The following is a 5,411-nucleotide window of genomic DNA, read 5'->3' as shown; positions in this document are numbered from 1 at the left end:
AACGCAAGGGGTTACCCTTGAAAATCCCCCTATGAAAGATTTGGGAAGACTTTCCAAACTTATGACCATTGTCGCTGTTGCTATTGTATACGCTTCTATAACGGGCCTTACACAAGAAATTGCTTACAAAAAAACAGTCAGAGCACCTTTGTTATTCATACTTCACAAGGGGACTCAGGTGGATCAAAGATAAACTCTTACTCTTTGATTTCAGCGATCTTTTAAACTACCTGAAAAAAAGTGAGGGGGAGTATGCTTCATTATACATTAGCTTAAGATAAGGTCGCTAAAGTAGCTGAAAACATTGTCATGATCGATGATTTTATCTATTTTGTTAAGATGATTAGCTTGATCTATAAAAATAGGTTCTTAATATACAAAAAAATAAGCCTAATTCAAAAAAATTACTATTAACCAAAATCAGCTTTATCTTAAGAGTATTATGGGTTTTTTTCTAAAATTGGTGTATTCTAAAGACAGCTCTGATTAATTAAAAACTAAAGATTGGACATTTCAATTTATTCACAAATTCGTCATAGAATTTCTATTGTTGACCTGGTATCTGGCTACATTAAATTACAAAAAAAGGGAAATAATTGGAGCGCACTATGCCCCTTTCATAAAGAAAAAAGTCCTTCTTTTGTCGTGCAAGAAGTAAAAGGCAGTTATCACTGCTTTGGATGCGGAGCTCATGGGGATGTTATAGATTTTTTGAAAAATATCGAAGGCATCACTACAATAGAAGCGATTCAAAAGCTTGCAGAGCAAGCCAATATTCAATCATGGAAAAATCAATATTCCTACATTAAACCTCAAGATACTGATTTAAAAGAATGTTTGATGCATGTATGTGAATATTTTATTGAAGCTCTAAAAAATCAAGAATTTGCAAAAAATTACTTAGGAAATAGAGGGATTTCTTTTTCTTGTCAAGAACATTTTAAGTTGGGATGGTGTGATGCTTTAGTTATGCAAACTATAAAGTCCCATATATCTTCTGATACATTGATAAAAGCTGGACTGATTACTGATCAATATCACAGAAATTTTTTTGAAGGACGAATTACTTTTCCTATTTTCAATGCTCGGGGAGAAATTTTGGGATTTGGAGGAAGAAGTTTACAAGAACAAAAAATGCCTAAATATTTAAACTCTCCAGAAACATCTTTATTCATTAAACATCAAATCCTTTATGGAATAGAAAATTTAAAATCTAACCTACCTTGTGTTGTGGTGGAAGGGTACCTTGATGCTCTTGCGTTTTGGAAGCGTATGCCAGCAGTAGCGTGTCTTGGAACTGCTTTATCTGCAGAACACCTCCACATGATTTGGAAAGTAACACCAGAACCTGTTATATGCTTTGACGGAGACGCGGCAGGAAAAACAGGAGCATACAAAGCAATATGCACAGCCTTACCTCTTTTAACCCCTGGTAATACGTTACGTATAGCAGAGCTTCCTTTGGGGCAAGATCCTCAAAGTATCATTCATTATCAAGGGTGGGATGTTATGGAAAAAATTATCAAAGATGCCGCGCCCCTTTCTGAGGTGCTTTATCATCATATTTTTTCTCAAGAAGTTCTATTAGTTCCAGAACGTCGGGCAAAAGCTGTGCTTTTATGGAAACAACAAACAGAAATTATAAAAAATTCTGAAGTAAAACGCGCTTATCAGTCTTTTTTTAAAGAGCGATTTTATGGAAAGCGTTTTTCTTCACAAAAAAACAAAACGGCTCCTTGTTCAGTTTCTTTGGTATTAGGAATAGAAATTTTATTGGGAGCGTTATGCATATTTCCCGGGCTGTTGGGACAAGTTCAAGAGATATTGGCTCAACTTTATTGTCCCCAAGTATATGTCCCCCTTAAAGAAGCTCTTATTCAGTGGCAGGCGCTTCAAGAAAATAGTTTTGACTCTTGCCATCATCCGCCAACACTTTTAGACTGTTCTGATGCTTCTTGGTATAAAGACCTTGTTCAGCGTGTAACTCCCCATTTAGCATTTTGGCAAAATTTAGACCTTAATACCCTTCAAGCGCAATGGATAGAATTGTTTAACGCACATCAAACACAATACCATTTAGAAGACATGCGTGATCGCTTGAAGGATCAATCTCATTTACTTTTTTCTGAATGGGAAGAACTTAAATTACTAACATTTAAAGATGAGCTTATTTAGACTATAATCCCTATTGTCTGTCAACTTTTTCTATCATCGTAGAAAAAGTTTTAAAAAAAAATTTAAAAAAGGAGTAAAACATTATGTCCTGTATCCAAGATAAAGAATCCATCATAGAAGACGATCTTTCTTTTGAAGAAGTAGGCTTAAGTTCTGGGGGGCTAGAAGATTCTGTTTTTACAAATGTTTTAGATATTCATGATTCGGAAGTCGACCCTTTAATACTTAACTCTTCTGATTCTGTTGAATCAGATAACGAATTATTTACAATTAATACTTTAGATTCCGATCTTTTAGACCAGCTGAAAGAGCTAGATGAAGAAGAAGAGCGTGAAGGAGAAAATAGTTTGTGCTATTTACTTCAAGCTCTGCTTGTAAAAAGTAAAGAACAGGGATTTTTGAGTCAAAAGTATTTAAATAAGTTGTTTGCTGTTCAAGATTTTACGATCCAAGCCAAAGAACTAATGCTTCAGCTGCTAAAAGATGCTGGAATAGGAATCACCCTAGAAGATACGCTACTTTCCGAACAATTAGAGCTAAGCCCCTTAGAAGATTCCAAAGAAGAAGAAATAGAACTTCCTGGTATGGACGATCCTGTTCGACTTTATTTAAAAGAAATAGGGTCAGTGCCACTGTTATCTCGTACAGGAGAAGTAGCAATCGCTCAACGCATAGAAGCAGGAAAGAATATGGTTGTTTCCGGGTTGTGCAGCAGTCCTATTTTGTTTTCAGTATTAGATCAGTGGATTAAGGGGTTAGAAGAGGGAACTATTACGCTGCGCTATCTTGTAGACTTAGAAAATAACGTAGACGAGGCGCTAACAGAAGTCTTAAGTGTAAGTGTTGACGCAGAAAAAGAAAAAAAAGAAAAAGACGGATTAGAAGAGTTACTAGAAAAAGAATCTTTGTTAGAAAAAAAGCTAAACAAAAAAGTTTCCTCCCTAGAACCGTTTTCTAATACAGAAAATGCTAATTCTCCAAAAATATCTCCAATTCTTGGAGATATTAATAGAGAAATAGATGATGAGGATGCAACTCTATTGGCAGAAGCTGAAGAAAAATTAGATGAAGATGTGTTGATAGAAAAAGATGATTTATGGGTAAACGAAAGTCATTTATTGGAAGGAACTTTAAGTAAGTTTCGTGCTGTGCGAGATAAAATTCAAGCAGGAATTGAAAACGAAGCTTCACTTAAAGAAATTATTGAAATATTTTCAAGTCTTCGATTGCAAAGTGGCCGCATAAAAGATCTTATTGAGCTTGTTTTAGATTTGCAAAAAGCATTGCTAAAGTGTGATTCGAAAATTTTAAAATTATGCGAAGCTAACGGCGTTTCGGTAAAAGATTTCCTAGCTTCTTATAATGGAGAAGCCCCAAGACAATGGTGGCTTTACCTTAAAGAAAAGGCTCCCTCAGACAAGTGGAAAGCGGTTATTACAAAAGGAAAAGATGAAATTGAGAAAATTCTTTCAGATATTGATGCCATCACAATACGGTCAGGAGTTCCTTTAGCACGGCTAAGACAGATTATAAAAACTGTTCAAACAGGGGAACACGATGCAGAGCAAGCAAAAAAAGAAATGATCGAAGCTAATCTTCGTTTAGTGATTTCCATAGCTAAAAGATATACCAATCGAGGTCTCCAGTTCCTAGATTTAATTCAAGAGGGAAATATTGGATTAATGAAAGCTGTTGATAAGTTTGAATACCGTAGAGGATATAAGTTTTCTACTTACGCCACATGGTGGATCCGTCAAGCAATCACCAGATCTGTTGCAGATCAAGCACGCACGATTCGTATTCCTGTACACATGATAGAAACCATCAACAAAATGTTAAAAATTTCTAGAGCGTTTGTTCATGAAACAGGTCGAGAACCAAGCCCGGAAGATCTTGCCGAACGCATGGGGTACTCTTTGGCAAAAATACAAAAAATTTTAAAAATTTCAAAAGAACCTATCAGTCTTGAAACTCCTGTAGGAGATGAAGAAGACAGCCATATAGGAGACTTTTTAAAAGATGAGACTGCTATTTCTCCTATTAATGCTGCAGTAATGAATGATTTAAGAGATGCACTTTCGGAAGCTTTGTCGTTATTAACCGCACGAGAAGAAAGGGTCTTAAGGTTAAGATTTGGTATTGGGGGAAACAGAGAAGAGCGCACATTAGAAGATGTTGGAAAAAGCTTTGATGTAACACGAGAACGTATTCGTCAAATTGAAGCAAAAGCGCTAAGAAAATTACGTCATCCTAGTCGCTCCAAATCATTAATTCATTTTTTGGATGAAGATTAAGGGGGAATATCTTATTTTCTTAGGATTTTTTGAGCAGTAAGAAAGTGTGTTTTTCTTAACGGGCTATTTTTAAAAGCCCGTTTAGGATAATTAATACATCTTAGAACAGTTTGTTCTGCGGTATACGAAAGATGATCACAATAAGTTAAGTTTTTTTAGTATTTAAGTTACGACCTATTCTATGGATTTTTTTTCTAAAAGTTTTTTCCATTAAAGCCTAAGAAAATTTTATATTTTCAGAAGTTTTTAAGCAATTTCAATTTGGTATTAACACTACAGGTAAATCAGTATAAAAAGATTACGAGAGATGGAATTAAAATAAGAGGTCTATTGAACAAGTTAATGTTCTTCTTATATTTTTGGCTTGGGCCCATTTTTTCTCAATAGGATTGAGATCAGGAAAATAAGGAGGCAGATAAAGCAAACTATGACCCGCATCTTCTAGCATCTTTTGCATAGCTTTCCCTTTATGGAAAATGGCATTATCCAGAACAATAACTCTTTCTTTTGGAAGGGTTCTAATAAAATCTGCTGCACCCAAGATGTAACTCCCTTTGTAAGCCAGACATAGTAATTTAGAACCTGTATTCATGAATAAAAAAGTGTGATATAAAAGGATTGAAGGTGTAGAAGAAGAATTGTCCAAGCGATTTAAAAGAGAGAGTGGGAAGTGATAAAGCATCATTTTGATAGCGGCAATAGAAGCAAATACAACAAAAAAGAGGGGGGTAATGCAGTATGTTATATAATCAAGAGCGGTTATCAATGGTGCATTCTACCAAAAGATTTTCCACCATATTCGACGGTACATTGTTTTATAGACGATGTAGGATTAAGGGGGTATGGGAAAAAGTAATGCATGAACTTGTTAAGACAAGCCGAATTAAGTATGAAAGGAGTAAGAATCCCAGCTATAGCATCATTCACAAAGTGTTAAAACAA

General features: G+C 35.1%; 5 protein-coding genes. 4 read left to right on the top strand and 1 reads right to left on the bottom strand.

Translation table 11 applies throughout. The features are described from left to right. The 3 genes from K737_RS09845 to rpoD all read left to right on the top strand — a co-directional run. Nucleotides 1-193: hypothetical protein (locus tag K737_RS09845; RefSeq protein ID WP_035574774.1), on the top strand; the 193-nt coding region annotated here is incomplete at its 5' end. A 311-nt stretch (nucleotides 194-504) separates the two neighbouring features. Next, nucleotides 505-2,175 carry a DNA primase gene (gene dnaG / locus K737_RS06665; RefSeq protein WP_006290081.1) on the top strand — a complete coding sequence of 557 codons (1,671 nt, stop codon included), beginning with the start codon at nucleotides 505-507 and terminating at the stop codon, nucleotides 2,173-2,175. Between the two features lie 83 nt (nucleotides 2,176-2,258). Next, complete coding sequence (gene rpoD, locus K737_RS00895) at nucleotides 2,259-4,469, top strand: RNA polymerase sigma factor RpoD (protein ID WP_006290079.1); 2,211 nt, start codon at nucleotides 2,259-2,261, stop codon at nucleotides 4,467-4,469. 313 nt (nucleotides 4,470-4,782) lie between these two features. Here rpoD and K737_RS08720 read toward each other — a convergent pair whose 3' ends face one another. Continuing rightward, nucleotides 4,783-5,061 carry a transposase gene (locus K737_RS08720; RefSeq protein ID WP_161630396.1) on the bottom strand — a complete coding sequence of 93 codons (279 nt, stop codon included), beginning with the start codon at nucleotides 5,059-5,061 and terminating at the stop codon, nucleotides 4,783-4,785. Between the two features lie 78 nt (nucleotides 5,062-5,139). Here K737_RS08720 and K737_RS11705 point away from each other — a divergent pair, with 78 nt between their 5' ends. Further along, nucleotides 5,140-5,325 carry a transposase gene (locus tag K737_RS11705; protein ID WP_075260295.1) on the top strand — a complete coding sequence of 62 codons (186 nt, stop codon included), beginning with the start codon at nucleotides 5,140-5,142 and terminating at the stop codon, nucleotides 5,323-5,325. Nucleotides 5,326-5,411 lie beyond the last annotated feature (86 nt).

Origin of the sequence: Holospora undulata HU1, assembly GCF_000388175.3 — a bacterium.
In the GTDB taxonomy this organism is placed as follows: domain Bacteria; phylum Pseudomonadota; class Alphaproteobacteria; order Holosporales; family Holosporaceae; genus Holospora; species Holospora undulata_A.
The sequence above is the reverse complement of the archived record's forward strand: the minus strand, read 5'-3'. Positions and strand labels throughout refer to the sequence as shown.